Raw genomic sequence first — 1460 nt, 5'->3', positions numbered from 1 at the left:
GGTGACTTTGCTGGGGCTGGAGCAGGCTGCGGCGCAGAAGCACGCTTGAGCCTCGTGAGTGTTTACGCTCGGGTCCAGCGCCGCGTTGGCGCGCTGGTTGAGCGCGATCCAGCCAAGAGTCTCGCGGGTGGTGCCGTAGTCGTGGAAGTGCCGCTGCGCCTTCTGCGCCAGGGTGTGCGCGGCGGAGGTGGCGCCGAAGGGGGTCAGCCAGCTGGCGGTGCGGCCACCGCCCGGGGTGATCCGGCCCGCCTTCATCTGCTCGGCGAACGTGGATTCCCACACCGTGCGGAAGCACAGGACGTGCCGGGCCAGCCCGGCGGCCACCGCGGTCATCGCGGCGATCACCGAGCCACCGGGACCGAAGGTTTCGATCCCGCCGTTGTGCCAGGTCGGCCGGATCCCCAGCGCGGCCTCGAGCGCGGTCACCCCACCTTCGCCGAACCCGCCGAGATTGCCGCCGCCGGGATAGGACGACAGCCCGTCGATGTCGTCGAAGGTGAGTCCGGCGTCGGCGACCGCGCGCTCGCAGGCCGCCACGGTCAGCGACAGCGCGGGCACCATGAGCCTGCGGCCGATCTGCGACATCCCGATGCCGGTGAGCGCGACCCGGTCCTCGAACTTGTCGCCGCGCACCATCGGCCGGATGCGCGCGGCGTAGCCGTCCGGGGCGATCTCGTCCACCGGCAGCGCGACCGGCTCGCCGGCGACCGGGCGGAACAGTGGCAGCCACACGTCACCGTCGGGCTGGAAGGTGACCTCGACCGGCATGCCGAGTTCGAGCGAATCCGGCTCGGCCGCCACGATATTGGTGGTCAGCCGGACCCGGGTATCCTCGACGGGCGCGACGGTGGCCACCACATACGGCGGGTCCAGGCCGGGCACGGCGAAGCGATGGTTCACCGTGTACGCGATGAGCGTCGCGCGGCCGGAGAGCTCGCGGACACCGAGCTCGCTTCCACGGCAGTACCGGCACACCGGCTGCGGTGGATGCAGCAGGGCTGCGCAGGAGTGACACTCCTGGATCCGCAGGACGCCGTCGGCGCCCGCGGTCCAGAAGAATTCGTTGTCCGGGCCGAGCTGCGGCAGCGGCCGCCCGGACGCGGGTGTGCCGTCCTCGGTCACTGTTCCGCCAGTGAGATGGCGCGCTCGGGGCACGAGTGCACCGCTTCGCGCACCTGGTCCTGCTGATCGGCGGGCACCTGCTCGTCGACCGGCGAGGAGTGGCCGTCGATATCACTGAGTTCGAACGCCTTCGGCGCGATCATGGCGCACAGCGTGTGCCCCTGGCAGCGCTGCGCATCGACCTGGACCTTCACGATGAAACTTCCTCTCAGATGTGGTACTCGTACCACTTCAGGTAGCCGCCGCCGTCGACGCGCAGCTGCGTCCCGGTGATGAACCGCGACTCATCCGAGGCCAGGAACAGCACCGCGTCGCTGATGTCGCGGGTCTCGACGAAC

At 70.3% G+C, this 1460-nt stretch carries 3 protein-coding genes; all 3 read right to left on the bottom strand.

All coding sequences use genetic code 11. The features are described from left to right. A partial coding sequence (locus ACWDNU_RS45705; RefSeq protein ID WP_449673427.1) for an OB-fold domain-containing protein occupies window positions 1-1122 on the bottom strand: 1122 nt, incomplete at its 3' end. Continuing rightward, on the bottom strand, window positions 1119-1316 hold the full coding sequence (locus ACWDNU_RS45700) for a ferredoxin (RefSeq protein ID WP_355278070.1): 198 nt from the start codon (window positions 1314-1316) through the stop codon (window positions 1119-1121). The genes ACWDNU_RS45705 and ACWDNU_RS45700, both read right to left, overlap by 4 nt. Window positions 1317-1330: 14 nt before the next feature. Further along, the coding region (locus tag ACWDNU_RS45695; protein ID WP_449673428.1) for an SDR family oxidoreductase at window positions 1331-1460 on the bottom strand (130 nt) is incomplete at its 5' end.

The sequence above is a fragment of the Amycolatopsis sp. NPDC003676 genome, assembly GCF_053587275.1.
This window is presented reverse-complemented; position numbering and strand designations above follow the sequence as displayed.